Annotated in this window: 14 protein-coding genes; all 14 read right to left on the bottom strand. The window is 58.4% G+C overall.

Annotation, left to right across the window (positions count from 1 at the left end; genetic code table 11):
- Window positions 1-105 precede the first annotated feature (105 nt).
- Window positions 106-3,147, bottom strand: a complete 3,042-nt coding sequence (locus QFX05_RS00595; protein WP_279740035.1) for a DNA methyltransferase — start codon at window positions 3,145-3,147, stop codon at window positions 106-108.
- A 123-nt stretch (window positions 3,148-3,270) separates the two neighbouring features.
- Window positions 3,271-6,708 (bottom strand): helicase-related protein, encoded by a 3,438-nt coding sequence (locus QFX05_RS00600; RefSeq protein ID WP_279740036.1) that lies wholly within the window; start codon window positions 6,706-6,708, stop codon window positions 3,271-3,273.
- A 44-nt stretch (window positions 6,709-6,752) separates the two neighbouring features.
- Window positions 6,753-7,976, bottom strand: coding sequence for a DUF3320 domain-containing protein (locus QFX05_RS00605; protein WP_279740038.1), 1,224 nt, complete (start codon window positions 7,974-7,976; stop codon window positions 6,753-6,755).
- A 309-nt stretch (window positions 7,977-8,285) separates the two neighbouring features.
- Window positions 8,286-10,763, bottom strand: a complete 2,478-nt coding sequence (locus QFX05_RS00610; RefSeq protein ID WP_279740039.1) for a RelA/SpoT family protein — start codon at window positions 10,761-10,763, stop codon at window positions 8,286-8,288.
- A gap of 375 nt (window positions 10,764-11,138) precedes the next feature.
- The gene (gene secF / locus QFX05_RS00615; protein WP_279740040.1) at window positions 11,139-12,287 is read right to left on the bottom strand and encodes a protein translocase subunit SecF; all 1,149 of its coding nucleotides are present in this window, start codon (window positions 12,285-12,287) and stop codon (window positions 11,139-11,141) included.
- A gap of 2 nt (window positions 12,288-12,289) precedes the next feature.
- A complete protein-coding gene (gene secD, locus QFX05_RS00620; RefSeq protein WP_279740041.1) occupies window positions 12,290-13,981 on the bottom strand; it encodes a protein translocase subunit SecD in 1,692 nt (563 codons plus the stop codon).
- Window positions 13,982-14,080: 99 nt separating this feature from the next.
- Complete coding sequence (yajC, locus tag QFX05_RS00625) at window positions 14,081-14,440, bottom strand: preprotein translocase subunit YajC (RefSeq protein ID WP_049342021.1); 360 nt, start codon at window positions 14,438-14,440, stop codon at window positions 14,081-14,083.
- 402 nt (window positions 14,441-14,842) lie between these two features.
- The gene (ruvB, locus tag QFX05_RS00630; protein WP_172855776.1) at window positions 14,843-15,829 is read right to left on the bottom strand and encodes a Holliday junction branch migration DNA helicase RuvB; all 987 of its coding nucleotides are present in this window, start codon (window positions 15,827-15,829) and stop codon (window positions 14,843-14,845) included.
- Window positions 15,830-16,000: 171 nt separating this feature from the next.
- Window positions 16,001-16,621, bottom strand: a complete 621-nt coding sequence (gene ruvA, locus QFX05_RS00635; RefSeq protein WP_005505871.1) for a Holliday junction branch migration protein RuvA — start codon at window positions 16,619-16,621, stop codon at window positions 16,001-16,003.
- Window positions 16,622-16,853: 232 nt separating this feature from the next.
- Window positions 16,854-17,510, bottom strand: a complete 657-nt coding sequence (ruvC, locus tag QFX05_RS00640; RefSeq protein WP_049350143.1) for a crossover junction endodeoxyribonuclease RuvC — start codon at window positions 17,508-17,510, stop codon at window positions 16,854-16,856.
- Window positions 17,511-17,809: 299 nt separating this feature from the next.
- Window positions 17,810-18,568: a YebC/PmpR family DNA-binding transcriptional regulator gene (locus QFX05_RS00645; RefSeq protein ID WP_005508777.1), complete on the bottom strand. Its 759-nt coding sequence runs from the start codon at window positions 18,566-18,568 to the stop codon at window positions 17,810-17,812.
- 132 nt (window positions 18,569-18,700) lie between these two features.
- A complete protein-coding gene (locus QFX05_RS00650) occupies window positions 18,701-19,468 on the bottom strand; it encodes a type 1 glutamine amidotransferase (RefSeq protein ID WP_279740044.1) in 768 nt (255 codons plus the stop codon).
- The gene (locus QFX05_RS00655) at window positions 19,468-20,751 is read right to left on the bottom strand and encodes a Mur ligase family protein (RefSeq protein ID WP_070543618.1); all 1,284 of its coding nucleotides are present in this window, start codon (window positions 20,749-20,751) and stop codon (window positions 19,468-19,470) included. The genes QFX05_RS00650 and QFX05_RS00655 overlap by 1 nt, the downstream gene beginning before the upstream one ends.
- Window positions 20,752-20,890: 139 nt before the next feature.
- Window positions 20,891-22,093 (bottom strand): hypothetical protein, encoded by a 1,203-nt coding sequence (locus tag QFX05_RS00660; protein ID WP_279740047.1) that lies wholly within the window; start codon window positions 22,091-22,093, stop codon window positions 20,891-20,893.
- Window positions 22,094-22,578: the final 485 nt, after the last annotated feature.

A 22,578-nucleotide genomic window follows, 5' to 3' on the forward strand; every position in this document is an offset into this window, starting at 1 on the left:
GAAATTTCTGCCCCTGAATCAGTCAAATTGTGCAGGTATGCGGGAGGGCTGCGTGCCCGCCGAGCTTAACTCAGCCAGCACACAGCCCTCCCCCCATCGAATCAGCTACTTAGCGGTTCGCCTACGAGCGCGAGGCTTCTTAGCCGGCTTAGCCGCTTCCTCCGCCGCAATCAGCTCCTGATAGCGCTCAAAAAGAATCTCCAGGCGCTTCGCTTCAGAAGAACAACGACGCGACGCACCAAAAGCGACATCCACCGCAGAATCCAACTCATCATGAGCCGCACGCAACGCCGGATCCATCGTCGCCAACGAAGCATACATCTTAGCCAGCGGCACAGGCTCACCCGCACGCTCCTCAATCGCCTCACGCGCAGCCAACACCTTACGGCCCGCAGCAATCACCTTACGACGCTGCTCCTCGGAAACCTCGGGAAGCGGAAGGTTATTCCACACGACTGTGTTGGAGAAACTCAGACGAGACTCCAATCGTCCACCGATAGCCTTCTGCCAAGTAATGAACATAGACGACGAAATAACCGCAAAAAGGAAACTGTCCGGGTCAATAGCTGTATAGACTTTATCCCCCGAAATTACTTCAGGCGACAAACGTGCCACCGTATAGTACGGACGAAGTTCAGAAACCACACGAGGGATACCTACATAAGCATCTGTGGGCTGATGATTCTCATCAAAAAGGTGCGGAGTAGCTGCCTTCAGCTGAGTCGCTTTCTTCGTGCTCTGAGATCGCATCTCAGCTACAGCTGCCACACGTGCACTCAGCACCGGGCTAGAGGCGATCTCTTCTTCGGTTGCGTTCTCCAACCAGAGGCACCAGCGATCCAGCCCCTGTACCAGCTCCTTACCCATACGGAAAGGACGCAGGTAACGAGCCGCCACCGGGTCAGCGGCAAGCGCCGGGTAGTCCTCCACCTCAACGACTAGATTTCCACCATCTGTCGGTTTTGACCCGAAATACGCCAACGGAAGCTGTGCAGAGAGAGGGTTAGAACGTTTCTTAACCAGCACATTCGGGCCCTCCACCAGATAGGCATTCAGAGCATGTACCGGGTCCTGCTCTATCGTGCGGCGAGCTGACCAATCGTAGTCAAAGACACGCACGCTACGCTTCTCCGGAGCTACCGAACGAGTAAATCCGGTAATCACGCAGTGCACAGCAGCCTTACCGGCAGCTTCCGACTCCCACGGGAAGGAACGGTACGCAAACTTAATACGCCAGCCATCCCGGAAAAGCGGGCCAAAGAGCGAAGGCACCGGCTGGCCCTGAACAATCGAATTCGTAGACACGAAGGCAAACTCGCCCGGAACCACTTTCACATCCAGCGCTTCAGCCTGTTCCTGAAGGGTTTTCAGGTAGCGGGCAGCCTTAGCGAACCATGCCGTCGCAAAATCCAGGTAGCCAGCATAGTCATCACCCCACGCCAAGCGCATACCCTGTTCTTGCTCTTCGTCCTTCTTCGCCTGACCCACGAAGGGCGGGTTACCCGCAATGTAGACACGCACGCCATCCGCCACATCCTGCGCGGTCACCGGCAGAACCTTTGACCAATCACGGTCCACCTGCTCGCCCGAGGCCTCATCAACCTCAGTCAGGGCATCGCCCTCAAGAATGTGGGCGCTATGAGCCAGAGGAAGACGCACCGGAGCATAACCAAACTCCTCCATCATCTTCTGGTCCATCTGACGCTCCACCAAAAACATCGCCGTACGCGCAATCGACGCGGGCCACGGATCAAGCTCCAAACCATAGAAATTATCGATGGTTACCAGCGGCTCAATCGAGCGGGCACGCTTACGCACGCCCTCACTCACACCAGCCGTACCCACGACCAGCGAACCCAGCTCACTCTCATCGATCTGACCCAGATTACGCAGGCGCACCAGAATATCCAGCTCCAGCTTACGCATCTCACGGTAGGCAATAATGATGAAGTTACCGCAACCACACGCCGGATCCATGAAGCGAATATTCGCCAGTTCACGGCGCAGGTTACGCAGGCGAGTCGGCTCATCCGACTTATCTACCGCGTTCGTGAACTTATCCCGCAACTCATCCAGGAACAACGGGTTCAAGGTCTTCAGCACATCCTCCTCCGAGGTATAGTGCTCACCCATCTCACGACGAGTCTTCGCGTCACGCACCGACTGGAACATCGAACCAAAAATAGCCGGAGAAACCTTCGACCAATCACGCTCCGAAGTCGCCAACAGCTGCTGACGGAACGTCTTCGCCACCGCGCCGCTCATCTCAGCAGGAAGCGGCACAGCATCCGCAAACATGCCGCCATTCACGTACTTAAAGCCAGACAGATACTCCGGAGCATCCGCCACAGCCGAGGCACCCGAAGGCTTCTTATTCAGCAGGTCGAAGAGCTCATTCAGGCGCTGCGCCAGATCCGTACCCTCCTGATGAGTACCACGAATCATCCGCTCAAACGAGTTCGAATCCTCAGACTCAGACCACATCTGCGTATCATCAGCAAACAACAAGAACAGCAGACGCGCCATCACCGTCGAAATCTGAGCCTCCGACATGCCAGCCTTCGCCAACGACTCAAAAAGACCCGCCATCTGATTCGACGCAACACGAGTCTCATTCACCGTCTCAACATCAAAACCACGACGCATACGGTCCAAAAGGTCCAGAATCGACACGCCATTCACAATGTCGTCAGAGGTCAGATACAGCAGAGCACAACGCTCCGACAACGCCTCAACCTGAGCCTCATCCATCACCAACAGCTCATGACGAGTCAAACGCGACGACGAAGCGCTCGGCCAACGCCACACCTGACGCGGCGTAAAACCAACACCCTCCTGCACAAAAATGCACAGGCGGTGCATGCTCAACGCACGCAGCGTACGGTCAACCTCAAGCTGCGAAGTGTTCGACGGAATACGGTCCACACGGCACACCCACACCGGAATGCCCGACTGCGCCGCCACACACTCCACCTTCAACACGCCAGAAGGAACCAGCGGATCATCCACCTTCACGGTCTGAAACGAGGAATCTCCCAAATCCGACTCATCCCAGCCCAGAGATTCCCTAAAGAAATCACCCAGGCGACCCTCCACCAGGTACGAACGCGCCTGGTCCAGGTCATCATCAGGCCACATAACGGCCATAAAAATACTCCTTCACAAGAGAATAGTGAACCAACCGATTCACAGAAAAACTACACACAGCCCCGCGGTGCGAGACGCTTCACCGCGCCCCGCACCACAGGCCGTAGCACCCACCGGGGCGCACTAACGCACGGGATTCTTCCCCTCAAAATCAGGATTTGCAATCGCCAACGAACACACCACACGTGCCATCTGCATATCAGATTCCTTCACCAACAGCTCATCATCCTGCTGCATGCGCAACAACGCATCCAACAAAGAGCGGTTATCCGCCTTACGGCGCAACATACGGCGAAGCTCAGACTCAGCCTGACGACGCAACGGGTAATGGTACAGCTTATCCAGCACCTTCTGCTCCCGCTCCTGCAGTTCCAAAGTATCCAGCGAAGCCGTGCTATCAGCCCCGTAGAAACAACGGAACACCTGACGACGCACACCACGCAGATTACCGTGCGTCGTACCTTCCTGCCGCAAAACGTACTGAGTCAACTTCTGCTGCAGGTCATAATCCTTCGGGTCAGTTTCCTGACTCGGCGTCGAATACTCAGCATAGAACAAGCCTAGAGCCTTCGCCGGCGGCACCATGCTCTCCTTCGTGCTGTCCGTAGCCGGGTCATACGACCTCACCGCAAACAGGTCGATCTCAGAGTTCGTGCGCACATACGACACCATCAAAGCATTATCATCCGCCGGATGAACAGCCGACTCACCGCGCAACGCACGAGTAGCCAAACGCTTATCCTGCATCTTCATAATCCGCTCAGCATGCTCAGGACGATTCTTCGCAAAATCAGCCCAACGCTCCGCAGCCTCAGACACCGCGTCGATACCCTCTTCCTCAGGCTCCTCGCTATCCAGATTGCCCGAGTAGAAATCCTCAAGAGTACGAGCCGCAGCATCATCAGAAGACATATCAGTAAAGAACGCCTGGTCAGCACCAAAAGCCTCAGCCGCAGACTCCAAACGCTCACGAATACGCGAACGCAACTTCAAAGTCTTTTCCACCGTCTGATGCGAAATCAGATACACATTCACCTCATGATGAACCTGACCTACACGGTCCACACGACCCGCACGCTGAATCAAACGAATAATCGCCCACGGCAAGTCATAGTTCACCACCACGTGAGCATCCTGAAGGTTCTGGCCCTCAGACAGCACGTCGGTCGCTACCAGCACACGCAGCTCAGGAGCATTCAGAGCAGGAGCCTCCGTGTCAGAGGCCTGCTCCGTCGGCACACGGTTCGACACCGGCGAGAACCGACGAGCATACGAAGCCGGATCATTAGTATCACCAGCGACCGCAGCCACATTCTCAACGCCCAGCTTCTGCAGGCCCTCAGCAATGTAGTACGCAGTGTCCTTATACTCCGTGAACACCAGCACCTTATCATTCGCGTGCTTCTGCTCAATCAAATCACGCAGAGCATGAAGCTTCGAGTCAGTCTCAACCTGCCACGTGCCAAAACGCCCCAGCATAGCCTTAATCAGCTCGCTATCATGCTGCAAATCATCATGCAGACGAGACGTAAACACAGTCGACGAAACCCACTTCGTCTGAGCCGGCGCACTCTGAACCAAGCTCTCATACATCTGCTCCAGGTTTCCACCCAAATCCTGAACCTGCAGGCCATCCACAGACTCAAAATCAGCCGCGTCAGAACCCTCCAGACCCAACTGGTCATCCGAGAAACTACCCGTCGGAACACTCAGCTGGTGGTCAATCGCATAAATCCACAACTCATTACGAATCAACTGACGAGTCAACGACTGAATAAACGAATAACCCGAAGAGCTCAAACGCTTATACAGGCCCGAAAGCACAAAGCCACGCACATTACCGCGACCCGAACGAGCCGCCTCAATAATCGCCTTATCCTCCGGAGAATGGTGCGCATTCGGGTTGTCATACCCAGAAATGTCATAACGCGGCAGACGCAAATCCCTCAAATCATCAAGGGTCTGGTCGTCCTCCATAAAACGGGCAGGGTCGTCAGCCTTAAAGCTATGGCTCACCGGCTGCGACACCCAATCCGGGTAATAGAACTTACCCGTCGACAGCTCCAGGTAGCTGCGCTCCTTCGTCACCAAACCATCAGGAGAAGTCCACATCTCCGTCGGTGCCTGGCGCTTAGTGTACGCACGAGTACGACGCACCAGATGGTCACTCATCAACGTGCGCCAATCCTCCGGCTCCTCAGAAATCTCAAAAGCACGCAGAGTCGACAGGTTACCCTCCAGCTTGTCGAACTTCTTCGAGTACTTCTCCAGACCCTTCTCCGGAATGATGCCCAGGTCAGCATCCTCATCAAGATACAGAGCCAGCTGCGCCTTCACATCACTAAACGACAAGTTAAACGGGGTCGCAGTCAGAAGCAGAACACGCGACTCATTACGCGAGACATACTCCTTAATAGCACGCCACACCTGCGTATTCTCATTACGCAGATTATGCGACTCATCACAAATCACCAGCTGATAACGCGCCAAATCAGGCAACTCAGCAGCCGCCATCGAATAGCGAACCACCTTACCCACCACGTCATACTCGCTCAGATGCTTATCCCACATCTGCTCCAAGTTCTTCGGGCACAACACCAGAACGCGCATATTCTCTTCGTTCTGCAACATCGACGCCACAGCAATCGCAGTCAAAGTCTTACCCAGACCCACCACGTCACCCAACATCGTGCCACCACGGCGCATCAAACGGCGCGCCAAAGTATGAGCAGCCGACTTCTGATAGTCCATCAGCATATGCTCCAAACGCGGAGAAAGCGCATACTCCTGCTCACCAAAACGAGCATCCTCAGACAGCTCGTAGCAGACCTTCATATACACGTCATACGGGTCAGCCGGCTCAACCCACGACTGATCAATCAAATCAATAATCTCGCGGGTAATATCAAACGACGTACGCTCACGCCACAGCTTCTCAAACCAATTCTTCAACTTCGCCGCATGATCCGAATCAGTCAACTCAACATTGAGCTCCAAATTCGTGTGCAAACCCGGACGAGTAAAGTTCGAAGAACCCACAAAACTCATCACCGGATGCAGATTGCCAGGCTTCGGAGTGTGCGCAACATACGTCTTACCGTGCAACGCCTGCTTCGTATACACCTTCATCTGCACACGGCCAGACTCCAAATGCTCCTTCAAAGTCAACAAAGCCTGACGACGCGCAGAGCTCGTACCACCAGCCATCAGCTGACCACGCAAATGCTGAACCAGCTCATCACGATAACCCGCACGCTCATCATTCTTCGGCACCAAAGACACCGACTCGCCGCGCATCTCCGCCTGCGCCTCACGATGCATCTGCTCCGTAATCGAACGCCGCACCATACCCAGCAGAATACGAGCCACCGGAGTGCCCGGCTCAAACGGAGCCTGACCAATCTCATCAGCGAACTCATCCCACGCGCTTAAGTTCATATAGCCCGTCGCAATATCCAGACGATCATAGTACTTCATCGTGCGATGCAGTGCGTCAGCAAGCTTTGCGCCCTTACCCTCCCCCTGCGGAAGGTAACCAAGATTATCGTAAATTTCAGCCATGAAAATAACCTTTACATGTGAGTGATTAAAAGTGAGTGAAAAAATTAGGCAGCCAACAGCGCCTTAGCCAGCTCCAACTGCGCCTTAACCTTCGCAGTACGACGCTTACGGCCAAAAGTCGCCAACACAGCCGACTCAACATCCTGACCCTCATCCATCAGCTCAGGATTCTGCTCATAGAAGCGCCACGCGTTCGCAATCTCAACCGGGCTAATCTGGTCAAACTCGCGCACCGCACCATCAACCGAAGGACGGAACTCGCCATACTCCTCGCGCGGCTCCTCAACATGCCACACGAACTTATGCTCATCCACCTGCAGCTCAGGCATGCGGTCAGCCAAACGGATAATCCAGTCGCGGTTCTTCTTCGCCAAACGGCTCACACCAAAGCACTGCGCCGCCAAAGTCGCCAAACGATCAGCCTGAACCGGACCCTCAGCAGACACAATCTCTTCAAGAGCAGCAGACATCTGCTCCTTAGAACGCTTGCTGCGCAGCGAATCAAAAATGTCACGGTCACCCAGCGAAATCGGCTCCCACGGCTCAAACGGGTAACGGCCCTCCCCCACCGCGAGGCACAGCTGAGGGACCGAGGAATCAGAGACCGGTGCCGGCTGAGCAGTCGAAGCGGCAGGCGCAGGCTGGGCAGGTCGCGGAACCGGTGCCGGACGAGCCGGGCGAGTAAACGCACCACGAGGCGCAGACACCTCAGTCTTCACCTCACGGGCAGTCGACGCAGCCTGACGAACCTCCTCATCCAACTCACGACGAACCGGAGCCGCCTCACCAGCACCAAACAAATCAGCATGCACACGATTCAGCTGGCCCTCACACCACGCCTGCTGCTCCGACGCACCCAACGCCTCAAAAAGACGAGCCGCCGAATCATAGATACGCACCGCGTCATTACGGTCCAAATCAACATAATGCGCGCTCTTATTACGGAAAATACGCAAATCTTGCGCATAAGTACGCACCTTACGAGCACCGTCAGGTTCAAAAGGGAACCTGTCATTCTGGGGACCCACACCTTCAGTAAACATACGAAGCTGAACCTGAAGGTCCTTCGGGTTATACAGATCAGGATGACGGAGGCGGTCACGATTCTCATCATGAATCTTCAAAATGATGGTCCAGCCACGCTCTTCAAGAACCTTCTGAGGCATGAACTCCTTCTGAGCCAACAACTCAGTCAGCAGAGGGTCAAGCTCACGGCTCAGATAATACAGGCACGAGGAAATGTGAGTGTTTGCCTTTTCAATAGACATATAAAAACCATTTCGTTGTATGTGCAGCGGCGACCATTGCCACCACATTCATTATGCCTAATGAGAACGACATATGCGTACCGGTTCGTCATAATGGAACCCAACCCGCTTAACAGCGAAAAGCCACATGTGTTTCGAGAAGCCACCAAAGAAGTGGCTTTTCGAAACACCTGTGGCTTCTCAACGTAAAGACCAGAAAATAGAAATCCGGCCCGTCTACTCCATCAAGAGTAGCGGGCCGAACGGTTAACTCAAGAGTACAAAAACCAGCACCCCAAAATCAACACATGAAGGATATTTCTAAAGAGCCTACGCCTCCGAGGGCTTCGCGCCGGTCAGGCGGTACGCCTTGTACACGCCCGTCACGTTACGGACCACGTTCAGCACGTGCTCCAGCATGAAACGGTCACCCAGTTCCAGGGCAAAGCGGTCCACCACGGTACGATCCTCCGAGGTGTGCACGCGCGCATCCAGGATGTTTACGCCCGACTCAGAGATAGCGCGAATCAGGTCGCTCAGCAGGCCCTTACGGTCCAGTGCCTCCACCTGAATCTGCACACGGTACGTAGCAGTCGGCGAAGACGCCCACTTGACCGTGGTCACGCGCGGCTCCTCATCAGCGTTACGCATGTTCGGGCAATCTCGGCGGTGCACCGAAATACCGTTGTAGCGGGTCACAATGCCGATAATGTCATCCGGAGGAACCGGGGTGCAGCAGCGCGCAATCTTCGTCAACACGCCCTCAGCACCCGGCACAATCACGCCGTTATCGCCAATCGCCTTGCGGGTGGACTTCAGCAGCGTCTCGTCAAAGTCGTTGACCTCAACCTCAGGCGCCGGCTCATCGCCGCGATGCACCTCAACCAGGGTTTCGATGACCTGCTTCGGCGCAATCTCATGCTCACCAATCGCACGGTACAGCGACGCCACATCATTCTTATGCAGCAGCTGAGCCACCTGAGTCATAATCTCCGGGCTCATCATCTTCTGCAACGGCAACTCACTGTTACGCATGCTCTTCGTCAGCATCTCGCGGCCGGCGAGCAGCGCCTCCAGGCGGCGTTCCTTCGCAAAATACTGACGAATCTTCGTGCGAGCGCGTGAGGAGCGAACGAACTTCAGCCAGTCCTCACTGGGGCCAGCATCCTCGTTCTTCGTGGTCATAATTTCCACGGTGGCGCCGGTGGGCAGGACCGTGTGCAGCGGTACCAGGCGGCCGTTGACCTTCGCGCCGACGGTGCGGTCGCCGACCTCGCTGTGGATGGCATAGGCAAAGTCCACGGGGGTGGAGCCGTTGGGCAGGGCGATTGCTTCGCCGTTGGGGGTGAGTACGACGATTTCGTCGGTGTCGAGGGTGTCAGCCAGCGACTCGTAGAACTTCTCCGACTCGGGGTTGGAGTTCGAAATTTCGGCGATGGACTGCAGGATGCCGACGTTCATCATCGCCGAGGTCTGGGTGCCCGGCTCCTTCGGGTCCTTCGCGGGCGCGCCGCCACGAGCTGCGACCTTCTCACCGCGCGACGCCGCCTTGTAGCGCCAGTGCGCCGCCACACCGTACTCGGCCTCTTCATGCATCTTATAGGTGCGAATCTGAATTTCAAGCGGCAGGTTACCCGGACCGTACACAGTCAAATGCAACGACTGGTAGTTATTGTTCTTCGGGTTCTTAATGTAGTCCTTGAAACGGCCGGTCATCGACGGCCACAAGGACAGCACGTGACCGAGCACGGTGTAGCACTCTGCCTCTTCCTCAACCATGATACGCACGGCGAGAATGTCATTAATCTCGTCGAAGCTGCGGCCCTTCGTCTTCATCTTCTGATGAATCGAATAGTAGTGCTTGGGGCGGCCCGTCACGGTCGCCTCAATACCGACCTGCGCCAGGCGCTCCTTAATCTTGGTGCGCGCCTCGTTCAGGAACTTTTCGAGGGCGGGGGTGCGTTCGCCGACCATGCGCACCATTTCGGCGTAAATTTCCGGGCTCATAGCGGCGAAGGACAGGTCCTCCAGCTCCCACTTGATCGTGTTCAGGCCCAGGCGGTGCGCGAGCGGCGCGTAAATCTTTAGGGTCTCTTCTGCCTTCTTCGCGGCAGAAGCCTGCGGCACAAAACGCCAGGTGCGGGCGTTGTGCAGGCGGTCGGCAAGCTTGATGAGCAGCACACGGATGTCCTTGCTCATAGACAGCACGAGCTTACGAATCGTCTCAATGGAGGCGTTCTCGCCGTAGGTCATCTTGTCTAGCTTGGTCACGCCGTCGACCAGGTAGGCGACCTCCTCACCGAACTCGTCAGTAAGCTGCTCCATCGTGTAGTCGGTGTCTTCCACCGTGTCATGTAGCAGGCCAGCGGCGAGCACGGGGCCGGTCGCGCCCATCTCAGCAAGAATCGCGGTCACAGCAACCGGATGGGTGATGTACGGGTCGCCACTCTTACGCTTCTGACCCTCGTGGCAGCGGTTCGCCACCTCGTAGGCGCGCTGCAGCACCTGGATGTCTTCGTCCGGGTGGTAGCGGCGCACGGCACGCACGACCGGCGCAATCATCGGGGAGAAACGGATAGTGCCGCCGTGCGAATCGGGCGCCTCTATCTTGCCGCTGCGGCTACCGAATACCAGGCGGTTCGGCACACGTCCGCCAGCAGCCATGACGCGGTGCGAGCCGCGTTTCTTCTTTGCGTCAGACGAATCAGTTTCAGGCAGAGGAATCGGGCCAGCGGGCCGAACCGCGGGCTTCTCGGCGGTCCCTGCAGATTTCTCAGCGTTGATGTTCACGGCAGGTTCTGCACTCATTCCAGGCTCCTTTGGACGTAACAGCGATGGCCTGAGCCCCCGAATCTGCTCGTCGTTGAAAGGCGTGGATGCGGGCGCGCAGTATCTTCTACCTTTATCCTACCCAGCACGCGGATATGAGCCAAAATATGCGCGTAAACTATGCCGCGCTGCGAAATATTAGGCCGGTGACACATTAGCCCGGCGAACATGAGGTTCAGCGGGGAACAAGGAGGCGCCACTCCCCCGGCTCTGCTACCCCACGCCACTGCTAGAACAAGCCATGGGGAACAAACCAGCGGATATAAAACCGCGGGCACGCTAAAGGGGAGCCGACACCTTTCGGTATCGACTCCCCTATCGTTAGCAACGCCAGTAGCGCTGGCGGAACGTTGGCTAACCGTTCAGGTTCACGCGGTGAATCTCAATGGTTGCACGTGCTGGCTTCTTAGCGGGCTTCTCGGTTGCTTTCTTGACCTCTGCGGAATCCTCGGACTTCTCAGCTTCGGCGGGCTCCTCCGAAGAGTCACCCTCAGCCTCGTCAGCGTCCTTGAGGTTGCCGCTCTCCACCTTCGCGGTGTGCTCACGAATCTGAGCCTCCCCCAAACGCAGCGAAGCATACAGCGGAGCAGACACGAACAGCGTGCCGAACATGCCCACCAGAATACCCACAAACAGCGACAGGGACAGGTCCTGCAAAGTACCCGCACCCAGGATAAAGGCACCAATGAACAGGATCGCGCCCACCGGCAGAACACCCACAATAGCGGTGTTAATCGAACGGACCAGGGTCTGGTTCACCGCCAGGTTAATCTGCTCGGCAAAGGTCGTGTCACGACGTTCCAGCACATCCTCGGTGTTCTCACGGATCTTATCGAACACCACCACCGAGTCGTACAGCGAGTAGCTCAGAATCGTCAAGAAACCAATAATTGCACTCGGAGTGATCTCGAAGCCGAACGCGGCGTACAGGCCAACCGTCACCACCACGGTGAAGAACAGGCCCGCAATAGACGCCAGCGACATCTTCCAGGTACGGAAGTAGAACGCCATACCAATCAGCGCAAGCACCACAAACGCGACCAGACCCCAGAATGCCTGACGGGTCACATCCGCGCCCCAGGTCGGGCCCACAAACGAGGAGGTCACGTCATTCTCAGAGACGCCGTAACCCTCCTGCAAAGCGGCCTTCACCTGCAGAGTCTCATCATCGCTGAGCTTGCTCATCTGGGCACGAATCGTACCCGGCGCAATATTGGTCACGCGAACATCCGAAGCGTCCTTCGCCTTCTCGTGAATAATGCGCTCACCCGTAGCAGTATCAACGTGCGCGGTCTTCGAGACCACGAACTCCGAACCGCCACGGAAATCAATGCCCAAGTTGAAGCCGCCACCAACAGCCGGAATCAGAACCGAAACGGCCATCAGCACAGTAGCCAGTAGCAGCCACAGGCGGCGCTTACCCACGAAGGGGTACGAGCGGGCGCCCGAATGCAGGTCATTACCGAAGCGGGCAAAAGCATTAGGTTTCACATCGGTAGCCATGCTTAGCTCTCCTTCTTCTCATCAGAAGCAGACTCGTCAGCCTCAGCGGCAGTACGCTCTGCACGGCGACGCTCAGCAATGCTCAGCTGCTTCTCCTCCGGGCTGCGGAGGCGACCGGCACCACGGTACAGCGGCGTAGCGCCCAGCGACTCAGGCGACAAGCCCGAGTGGCGGTGACCCTCACCGAAGTAGCGGGTATTCGCCAGCAGAGTCAGCATCGGGTGGGTGAACAGGTACACAACCACAAGGTCAGCAATCGCAGTCAAACCAAGGGTGAACGCGAAGCCCTTCACCGAACCGACCGACACCACGTACAGCACCACAGCAGCCAGCAGGTTCACAGCCTTCGACGCCAGAATAGTGCGGGATGCACGCTGCCAACCGTGGTTCACCGCCGACGGGATCGTGCGGCCCGCACGGATCTCATCACGGATACGCTCAAAGTAGACGATGAACGAGTCAGCCGTAGCACCAATCGCCACAATCAGACCCGCCACACCAGCCAGGGACAGGCGGTAGTTCAACGCCCAGCCCAGCAGCGCAATCGCCTCATACGAGATGATGCCCGCAACAATCAGCGACGCAATCGTCACAAAGCCCAGCAGACGGTACTGGAACAGCGAGTAGACAAACACCAGCAGCAGACCAATCAGGCCGGTCAGCAGACCCACACGCAACTGCTCCGAACCCAGGGTCGCAGAAATCTGCTGCTCCGACTGGATCGTGAAGCTAATCGGCAGGGCACCGTACTTGAGCTGATCGGCGAGAGCCTTCGCCTCCTGCTCGGTGAAGTTACCGGTAATCTGCGGCTTGCCGTCAGAAATCACTGCCTGCGACACCGGGGAAGACAGCACCTTGCCGTCCAGCAGAATCGCGAAGCGGGCACGCGGATCATGTGCGTTCTGCGCACGAATCGCGTTCAGGCGAGAAGTAATGTTCTGGAACTTCTCACGAGCCTCATCGTTGAACTGAATGTTCACAGCCCAACGGCCCGTAGTCACGCCCTGGCCGCTCGTCTCCTGCGAGTGGCTTGCGGTAGAAATATCGCTACCGCTCAGCTCCACAGGACCCAGAATGTACTTCTCCTGACCGTCAGTGGAGCACGCCACCATCGGCTTAGTCGGGTCCGCACTATCGGCGTCCTCATTGCGTGCCGCGGTGCAGTCCTTCGCCTCGTACTGCTTGTACAGATCCGCAGTAATCCAGTTACGGTCCGAACCATTAGTCGGCTCCGCAGACGGCTTGGGCAGCTTATCGTCCGCAGTGCGGGCATCCTCAGCCACCGCAGTACCGGCACCAGACAGCAGCACCGGGCGGAACGTCATATTTGCAGACGCCTGAATCAGCTGACGAGTCTCAGCGCTCATCGTTCCGGGAACCGAAACAACTACGTTATTGCCCGAGCCGAAGGAGGTGGTAACCTCCGCCTCCGAAACGCCGGCACCATCAACGCGCTGACGAATAATCTCAACCGCCTGGTTCAACTGCTCCTGGGAGACGTTCTCATCCGAAGAGCCATTGACCTTCGGAGAAAGAATCATTTGAGTACCACCCGAAAGGTCCAGGGCGAGCTTCGGTGCCCAAGAACCTCCCGAGTAGGTGGTGCCGAAAATACCGGCAGCCATAACAACCATGAGCAGGACCATCGAGAGGAGTGCCCCTCGCGCGGCTGCAAGCGGTGAACGCTTAGCCATAATGTTCCTTCTTCGTGTGAATAGTATTGAGTGTTCTACAGATTCCGTAACGCGAAAACCCGACGCCGCTCACTGGGCGCCGGGCTCATACGCTCTGAATTACTTAGCAGTATCAGAAGAGGTATCGGAAGCGGGAGCTTCGGATGCGGTAGCCTCGTACACGTCCTCGGTCAGGGGCGCCGCGGGGGCTTCCTCCTCGACGACGGCCATAATCGCGTTCAGTGCCAGGGTGATAACAACACCGTCCGCAATCTGAAGCTGCAGCTTGTTGTTCTCAAGGTCAGTGCTGACAACGGTGCCGTAGATGCCGGAACCAGTCATCACCTGGGTGCCGGGGACGAGAGACTGCTGCATTGCGCGCAGTTCCTCCATCTGCTTACGCTGACGCTTCTGGGCGGAGAACATCATCCATGCCAGCAGCGCCATCATGGCGATCATAATCAGGAGGTTAAAATCCATGGTCTCACTTTCACATCCGCACCCGTGCCGCTCACCGCGAGGGTTGAGCGTACCAGAAGGTGTGGAATCGTAGATACAGTACGTATCCATCCTACGCGAGAGCATGAGCTTTAGCGCCCCGAACCAGCGTTTTTGTGAGGTTAACCTGAGTTTTGGACTCTCTCGGCGTAATTTTATGTCGCCAATAAAGACCAGCAGAGCCCGGTAGAGCCCAATGGAACCCGACAGCGCCTGCAGAACCGGTAGAAGAGCTTGCCGCGTCTGCAGAAGAGCTACCGTGCCTGTAGAAAAGCTACCGGGGTACAGAGAAGCCCGCAGGAGGCGGATACCTCCCACGGGCTACTACAGTGTTATCAGCTGGTGCGGGGCTAAAGCTGATACGGGGCTAGAGCTGATGCGGATCTAGAGCTGAATCTCCGGCGCTTCCAAGCCGAGGTGCTCCCACGCCGCGGGCAGAGCCACACGACCGCGCGGGGTGCGACCAATCAGGCCCTCACGCACCAGGTACGGTTCGGCAACCGTCTCCACGGTCTCCGTCTCTTCACCCACCGCAATGGCGAGGGTGGACAGACCCACCGGGCCGCCGCCGAACTTGTGGATCAGCGCCTCCAGCACGGCGCGGTCCAGGCGGTCCAGGCCGCGCGAATCCACCTCGTACATGTCCAACGCGGTTGCGGCATCGGTCGCGTTAATGCGATCCACACCGTTCACCAGCGCCCAGTCACGCACACGGCGCAGCAGGCGGTTCGCGATACGCGGCGTGCCGCGGGAACGACCGGCAATCTCGGTGAAACCCTCGGAGGTAATCTGCATATCCATCAGACCCGCGCTGCGGCGCAGTACCAGCTCCAGCTCCTCCACCGAGTAGAACTCCAAGTGACCGGTAAAGCCGAAGCGGTCACGCAGAGGACCGGGCAGCAGACCCGCACGGGTCGTCGCACCCACCAGGGTGAACTGCGGCAGCTCCAGCGGAATGGAAGTCGCACCCGCGCCCTTACCGACCACAATGTCCACACGGAAATCTTCCATCGCCATGTAGAGCATTTCCTCAGCCGGGCGGCTCATACGGTGGATCTCATCCAGGAACAACACCTCACCGGGGGTCAGCGAAGACAGAATCGCCGCCAAATCACCCGAATGCTGAATCGCCGGGCCGGAGGTGATGCGCAGCGGCGCCTCCATCTCTGCCGCAATAATCATCGCGAGAGTGGTCTTGCCCAGACCGGGAGGGCCCGACAGTAGCACATGGTCGGCGCTACGGCCACGCATCTTCGAAGCCTCCAGCACCAGGGACAGCTGCTGACGCACACGGCGCTGACCCACAAAGTCGTCCAGGGACTTAGGGCGCAGTGCCGCCTCAATCATCTTCTCTTCAGGCTCTTCTTCCATCGCCACCAGGCGCTGGGCGGGAGCTGAAGACGCCTGAGTGCCGGGCACCTGACCGGGAAAATACCCGCCGGAAACCAGGGACGCCGCGGGCTGCGGCTCATAGGGATTCTGGCTCATAGAATTCTTCTTTCACAAAAGTTTGAGTGGGATACATCGAACAGGGCGCGCCGCTTAGTGGCGGCCCACCGTGTTCTGAGTACCCAAGGATGCGAGCACACCGCGCAGAGCCACACCCACCGGCTCAGTCTCTGCGGCAGGGTTGTGCTGCACGTAAGCGTCAATAGCGGCGGAAGCGTCCTTCTCGCTCCAGCCCAGAGAGGTGAGAGCGTCAAGCACCTGCGGCTTCCAGACAATGCCCTGGCTCAGCGGCAGCTCATCAGTCTGACCATCGCTGAGAATCAGCTTGCCGGCAAGCTCCAGTACAATACGGCGGGCACCCTTCGGGCCAATACCGGGAACCTTCGTGAACGCCTTATCGTCACCGGTCGCCACGGCACGCTCCACCTCAGCGGCAGTGTGAACACTCAACACCGCCAGAGCAATACGAGGACCAATACCGGAAACCGAAAGCATCATATCGAACACTTCACGCTCGGCAGGCTCCGAAAAACCGTAGAGAGTCATCGACTCTTCACGCACAATCATAGTGGTCAGTACGGTAGCTTCCTCACCCGTGCGTAGCTTGGAGAGAGTACGCGCGGTCGCGTACACGAGCATGCCGAAACCGTTCACGTTAATCACCGCATGATCAAGGCCCACCTGAGCCACACGACCGGTCAGGGATGCAATCATTTCTCTCCACCTTTCAACACCGCGCCCCCGGGTTGAGGCTCGCGGCAGTGTGAGGGCACCGGGAACTCCGGCACCCACAGAACGCACTCCCCCAATTCAACGGGGAGACACTACAAGTATATTAGAATATTTCTTCTGAAATCAAGCATATATTCGAACTTCTTAGCGAATACACGCAAGCTAGCAGGAGGCAGCGCACAGACCCACGAAGGCACCTCTAGCGGCGGCATCTCTAGCGGCGAGCACGCGCCTCCGCTTCCATCCAGGCACGCTGCGCCGGAGTCAACGACCCGCCACGGCGCGCCTGCACCGGGCGTGAACCCTGGTGAGTCTGCGTCTGGGCCGCCATGTTGATACCCGAACCGATGCCGCCGCCACGCCAGCCGTGACAGATTGCAATCGCCAGGGCATCGGCAGCATCAGCGGGCTTCGGCATGGAATCCAGCCCCAAAATGCGGGTCACCATACGACCCACGGACGCCTTATCGGCGCGGCCGCTACCGGTCACCGCCGCCTTCACCTCCGAAGGGGTATGGAAGAACACTGGCACGCCGCGCATCGCCGCCGCAGAAATCACCGCGCCCGAAGCATGCGCCGTACCAATCACCGTGTTCACCTGCTCCTGCGCAAAGATACGCTCAATCGCCAGGGCATCCGGCTTATAGGTATCCAGCCAGTGGGAGGCGGCGTTGAAAATCCAGAGAATACGCTGGTCCAGGGACTCCGCCGGGATCGTGCCGGCAACACCCACGTTCACGAAGTGCGCCTTACGGTCGGCGGTCATATCGAGCATGGAGAAGCCGCAGCGGGTCAGACCCGGGTCAACACCCATGATGCGGGTTGCACCCGGCACACGCTCCACAGCGGCGGCAGTACGGTTCTCACGCATGCTATCGCGTGCGGCAGGTTGAGCAGCGGCCATCATCTCCCCTTTCGACAAACTCCCTCTAGAATCTCTAGATTCTAGCCCTTCAGAATCCTAGCACCCGGCACCGGGGCGTGCCACGAGCGCGGTCATAACGAGCACAGTCACCACAAGTACAGCCACCGTGCGCCCCGCGAAAAGCACCCAGCGCATCCCCCAAATAGCCCCAAGACGCTAAGAAGCCACTCCCCCAACCAGCCACCCTACGGCGGCTCGGTTAAAGGAGCGGCTTCTTCAAGCATCAGATATCAGAATCCGAGTGATTACTCAGCTTCCAGCTCTGCCATGACCTCAGCAGAAACGTTAGCGTTCGAGTAGACGTTCTGAACGTCGTCGAGCTCTTCAATAGCGTCTGCCAGCTTCATGAACTTCTTAGCACCCTCAGCGTCCAGGTCAACCTGCATGGTCGGGCGGAAGACCGGGTCATCGTTGTTGTACTCCAGGCCAGCCTCGTCCAGTGCCTTACGGATCTCGGGCAGGTCGGTCGGTGCGGAAACAACGGTGAACACGTCGCCCTCGTCCAGAACCTCTTCGGCGCCTGCATCCAGAACAGCCATCAGAACGTCGTCCTCGGTCAGACCGTCAGTCTTGGTGACCTCAGCAACGCCCTTACGCTCGAACAGGAACGCAACCGAACCCTGATCAGCCATGGTGCCACCGTTACGGGTCACAGCCAGGCGAACCTCAGACGCTGCACGGTTACGGTTATCGGTCAGACACTCAATGTACAGAGCGGTACCCTGCGGGCCGCGTGCTTCGTACATGATTTCGGTGTAGTCAATGGTCTCACCGGTCAGGCCAGCGCCACGCTTGATTGCGCGGTCAATGTTGTCGTTAGGAACGGAGTTCTTCTTCGCCTTCGACACAGCCAGGTCAAGAGCGGGGTTACCAGCAATATCAGCGCCACCCATACGTGCCGCAACTTCAATTGCCTTAATGAACTTCGCGAAAGCCTTCGCGCGCTTAGCGTCGATAGCAGCCTTCTTGTGCTTAGTAGTCGCCCATTTAGAGTGACCGGACATTCGTATCTCCCTTAGTCAAAACCTCCGTGCGGGCACGGCGAAACGTCCCACGCACCGTACTGTACTCACATAACTATACCGTAGCGGAGGCGCACACCACCTCAGAAAGTGCACGCCACCGCCAGGAATAGGCTAGCGGGGGCGCGACGCAGCCGAAGCGCGCGCCTTCTCCACCAGCGAGTCGTCAATAGTGTTCGGCGTGAACTCGCCAAACTTACGCTGAGCCGCCTGCTCAATCAGGTAGTCCGAAATCTTCGGGTTCTTCGGCAGCAGCGAACCGTGCAGGTAGGTGCCAATCACATTGTGCACGCGCGCACCCTCATGCGAGTCGGTCACGTTGTTGCCCTCACCCTTGGTGACGGTCGCCAGCGGGGTGCAGCCGGAACCCAGGTAAGTCAGGCCCGAGTGGTTCTCAAAACCAATCACGGTGCCGAACTCCTCAGACTCCTCCACGATGTTGCCGATCAGGCGGTCATCGCCGCCGACCGTGTGCGCATCAAAAATGCCGATACCCTTCAGCACCTCACCCTCACGGGTGCGGAACTCCTTGCCGAACAGCTGGTACAGGCCACAAATGACGAGCATCGGCACGCCAGCCTCAGCCAGCGAGCGCAGCGTGTCACCGTTCGCGTGCAGGTCGTCCTGAATCACGGACTGACCCGAGTCCTGGCCGCCGCCACCCAGAATGATGTCAACATCTTCCGGGAAAGGCTGACCGGGGTTGTGGTCCAGAATCTGCACGTCAAAGCCGTGCGCCTGCGCGCGACGAGCCAACGCCAGAGTGTTACCCCAGTCGCCGTAAATGTTCATGTCGAGCGGGTACAGCTGCAGAATACGCAGAGTCTTACCGTTATTGGGGCCGGAGGCGGGGGTGCCCTCAAAAGTGTGAGTTGCCGTCATTAGGAGACCCTCTCAACGTCAGTGATCTTTGCGAGCTCTTCACGCAGAGCCAGCATTGCGGTGTAGGTGCAGAAAATACGCATGGGCGCGTTACCGCTGGAGGCAATGAAGCCCTTGAGCGCATCGGCGAGGTTCTCGTTGACCTCGTCAACCTTCACGCCGTCATGCTCCAGGCGCAGCGCCATATCCCAGGCACGCACACCCGAAACCATCTGCACGCCGGTCTTCTTCAAGCTGTCGAAGTCAACATCCCACAGCCAGGACACGTCACGACCGTCAGCGTACTGGTCGTTAATCGTGATCATGGTGGCGTAGTCGTCAGCGTTCGCGCTCGCCAGGGACAGGCGGAAACCGCTCGGGTTCTTCACCAGCAGCAGCTGCAGCGGGCGGCCGTTCACGTTCAGAGTCTCACCGCGACCGAAGGCGGGGGTAATCTTCGCCAGCTCCGCGATGAGCTTATCTTCGTTGAGCTTCTCGCCCATGACGGCGCGGGTCAGCGCCATAGCGCCTGCCGCGTTGAAGATGTTGTAAATGCCGTAGAGGTTGATCTCGCCGACTCGCTCCACACCCGCCAGGTCGAAGGTTGCGGAGGTGCCGGAGAACGCGGTCAGGGTGACATCAGCCTCGGGCAGGGTTGCCTTCGCGACAGTGCCGCCGCGCATCTCATCGTCCGAGGGGAAGTACGAGCGCAGGGACTCATCCAGACCGTAATACTTGACGGTCACGCCAGGCTGCACGTTCTCAGCGAGGGAGCGGATGCGCGGGTCCTCACGGTTGAGCACCACGGTACCGGTCGTTGCGGAGGCGACGGTCGCCAGCATGCGGCGGGTCGTGTCAATCTCACCGAAACGGTCCAGCTGGTCACGCAGAACGTTCAGCAACAGAGCGTAGTCGGGCTTGACGGCCTTGACGAAGTGCACGGCGTGCGCCTCGTCCAGCTCAAGCACAGCAATATCAGCGTCAAGCTTGCCGCCGAGGGTCATCTCGCCCAGCAGTGCCGCGGCGACACCGCGCACAAAGTTCGAACCGGTGCGGTTAGTGAAAACCTTCAGACCCTGAGCTTCAAGCAGCTGCACAGCCATCTTCGTGGTGGTGGTCTTACCGTTCGTGCCGGAGACAACAACCACACCGTAGGGCAGCTTCGCGAGCTCTTCAGCGACGAAGTCGGGGTGCAATTTTTCCATGACAAGGCCGGGGAAGGCGGAGCCGCCGCCGCGAAGCTTAGTCGCGGCGCGTACGCCCTGGCCGAGAAGACGAATGAGGGGTTTGGACATGCTTACCATTTTAGTACACGCACGCCAGCGGCTGAATGGTCCGCCGGGCCCGTTCGCTCATGCCGGACGGGGCGGGGTTACTGGGGGGGTTTTGGTGTGGGGCTCCGGCTAGGGCGGAGCGCCGGGGGTATTAAAACAGCGAGCCCGTTTAGAACAGAGAACCCTGCACCCTCACCCGCGTGAACTCCTTCGCGGGCTCCACCAGCACGTTCCGCCACGCGGCAGTATTCACCAGGAACGCCGCGTCAGCATCGCCGGTGTGGGCGCTCAAAAACTGACCCGCCGCACCGGTACAGAAGAAACCAGCCGCTCCGCTCTCGGTTCCGGAATCGCCCAGACCGGGATCACACGGTGCCAGAGGTTCGGGTGATTGCGCCCGCAGAGCCGCGTAGGGGCGGTTCATGGCAAGCGACGGAATCCACGGCTCATCCAGGGCGGTGAGCGGCACCTCCAGCTCGGTGCGTGCTAGTTCGGCGAGCGCTTCGCGGGCGCGGGCAACCGCCTCCTGATGGGCAACACGAAGCTGCGCGCCGGGCAGCGGGTTCGTCCAGGCGCGGTACTTGCTCGCCACCTGCTTGACCTGCGGAATCTTCGCGAGAGCGGTCACGGCGTCCTCGGCGCGGCGAATGGCAAGCCCGTCGGGTGCGAGCGCAATGTAGGTGGCGGTGGCGACCGCCTGCTCATCCAGGCGGCGCGGGGTCGAATGCAGGGAGCTCGTGCCGACCTTGTGCGTGCCGTCGGGGAAGGTCGCGATGTAGAGGCGATGCTCCAGCATAGCGTAGGCGCGCATGGATTCGGTGAGCGTTCCGGGGTACAGGTGCGCGCTGTGCAGGGCGGTAAATTCGTCGCGGGCGGTGCAGCGCGGGCACTGCTGGCCACGCTGGATGCGGGTGCCCTCCGGGCAGGGTACGCGGCGGATTCCCGCGGATTCGGTGGCGGCGTCATTGCTCGTGCCGGTGGTGTATCCGGCGCAGTAGCGGTAGAGTTCCCCCTCGCTATCGCGCGGAATGCGCAACCCCAGGTAGGCGCCGGGGGTCAATGGAATCTGGATGCGAACCCCGCTCGGGCGGTAAACCTGGGCGGGGTTGCTTTCCTGGATAGGGGCGTTCTCCCCCGCCGTGTGAGATGTCGTCTGAGGCGCTGAGTTGCGCACTCCTTCAGCGGCTCCGCCGGGTACGACGGGCTCCACCTCAATCAGCGGGCGGCGGTTGGACCAACGGATCTGCCTCCAGATGAGCAGCTGCGGCGCGCTTGCAAAATCACCGGCACCGGCGGCATTACCGGCGGTGGCATCAGCAGGCATGGCAGAAAACTCGTCGAAAGCGGTCTCAAGCAGGTTGGGGTAGTCCATAGCATTCCACTCTAGCGGGTCTGGCTAGTTCTCTCACGGGGTGGGGGGGCGGTGCATCCGGTATCGCACCTTCGGTGGCGCATCCTCATGCGTTCAGTACAGGCGCATATCCTCGGAAGGAAAAAGAGGCCAGCGTCCTTCACGCTGATCCGCACCCCCGCAGTGTTGCCGTGCGTTCACGCACGGCGGGGTGGGTTCTCAGCTGAGGCGCTGACCTCTGTGGTTGAGGCAGGGCGCTTACCCTGCCAAGCCCGAAAGCGATCGGTGACCGCTATTTTTCGGTGAGCTATGCGGTGTTCATGGAAGCCGGAAGCTTCCCCGCAGCGTCGCTGCATTTAAAACTTTGCCATACATAGCAGACGTAACATCATTCAAATGAGCGTTAAACACCTAATCTACGCATTTATGAAGCAAATTTTTTCTGCACTGGTTTGCAAATTGAAGCAATGGGTGCAGATTCGCAAACTCACCAAGCCTCTCAACCG

It is taken from the genome of Rothia similimucilaginosa (assembly GCF_029850875.1).
In the GTDB taxonomy this organism is placed as follows: Bacteria; Actinomycetota; Actinomycetes; order Actinomycetales; family Micrococcaceae; genus Rothia.

Excerpts from the sequence above, each read along its gene's own strand:
- secF (WP_279740040.1), bottom strand. The coding sequence starts at position 12,287 with ATGGCTACCGATGTGAAACCTAATGCTTTTGCCCGCTTCGGTAATGAC.
- QFX05_RS00660 (WP_279740047.1), bottom strand. The coding sequence starts at position 22,093 with ATGGACTACCCCAACCTGCTTGAGACCGCTTTCGACGAGTTTTCTGCC.
- QFX05_RS00600 (WP_279740036.1), bottom strand. The coding sequence starts at position 6,708 with ATGGCTGAAATTTACGATAATCTTGGTTACCTTCCGCAGGGGGAGGGT.
- ruvC (WP_049350143.1), bottom strand. The coding sequence starts at position 17,510 with ATGCGTGAGAACCGTACTGCCGCCGCTGTGGAGCGTGTGCCGGGTGCA.
- yajC (WP_049342021.1), bottom strand. The coding sequence starts at position 14,440 with ATGGATTTTAACCTCCTGATTATGATCGCCATGATGGCGCTGCTGGCA.
- secD (WP_279740041.1), bottom strand. The coding sequence starts at position 13,981 with ATGGCTAAGCGTTCACCGCTTGCAGCCGCGCGAGGGGCACTCCTCTCG.
- QFX05_RS00605 (WP_279740038.1), bottom strand. The coding sequence starts at position 7,976 with ATGTCTATTGAAAAGGCAAACACTCACATTTCCTCGTGCCTGTATTAT.
- QFX05_RS00595 (WP_279740035.1), bottom strand. The coding sequence starts at position 3,147 with ATGGCCGTTATGTGGCCTGATGATGACCTGGACCAGGCGCGTTCGTAC.
- QFX05_RS00610 (WP_279740039.1), bottom strand. The coding sequence starts at position 10,763 with ATGAGTGCAGAACCTGCCGTGAACATCAACGCTGAGAAATCTGCAGGG.
- ruvA (WP_005505871.1), bottom strand. The coding sequence starts at position 16,621 with ATGATTGCATCCCTGACCGGTCGTGTGGCTCAGGTGGGCCTTGATCAT.
- QFX05_RS00650 (WP_279740044.1), bottom strand. The coding sequence starts at position 19,468 with ATGACGGCAACTCACACTTTTGAGGGCACCCCCGCCTCCGGCCCCAAT.
- QFX05_RS00655 (WP_070543618.1), bottom strand. The coding sequence starts at position 20,751 with ATGGTAAGCATGTCCAAACCCCTCATTCGTCTTCTCGGCCAGGGCGTA.
- ruvB (WP_172855776.1), bottom strand. The coding sequence starts at position 15,829 with ATGGAAGAAGAGCCTGAAGAGAAGATGATTGAGGCGGCACTGCGCCCT.
- QFX05_RS00645 (WP_005508777.1), bottom strand. The coding sequence starts at position 18,568 with ATGTCCGGTCACTCTAAATGGGCGACTACTAAGCACAAGAAGGCTGCT.